This window comes from Cellulomonas sp. P4_A2 (assembly GCF_056402515.1).
Genome location: NZ_JBFUHG010000253.1, coordinates 1 through 357, shown reverse-complemented (window position 1 = coordinate 357; position 357 = coordinate 1). Strand labels below are relative to the sequence as shown.

The 357-nt window shown below is 70.6% G+C and carries 1 protein-coding gene; it reads right to left on the bottom strand.

The window, feature by feature from the left end; translation table 11 throughout:
* The coding region (locus tag AC1DUE_RS20945; protein ID WP_477041313.1) for a PepSY domain-containing protein at positions 1–294 on the bottom strand (294 nt) is incomplete at its 3' end.
* Positions 295–357 lie beyond the last annotated feature (63 nt).

Sequence of the window (357 nt, the reverse complement as noted above, 5' to 3'; positions counted from 1 at the left end):
ACCCCACACGATGACGAAGATCAGACCGAGCGCGATCAGCGCCAGCAGGATCTGGTTGGCGAGACCGAAGAGCAGGCCCATGTGGCCTTGGACGCCGAGCTTGCTGAGCTTGGCCAGGGCGGGATAGTCGGACCACCGGCTCTCGGCGGTGACCTCGCCCTTGGCGGGGTCGACGGCCACCTGGTCGTACTGCACCGGCCAGCGGTTATCGTCCTGAGCCACGGTCCAGGCGCTCACCGCGTCCTCGGGCGGTGTCAGCTCCACCCGGCCGCCCAGCCCGGCGTCGCGCGCCACAGCGAGGACTGCGTCGAAATCGGCGGGGTCCGTCGACGCCGAGTCGTGGCCCGTGCCGTGCCC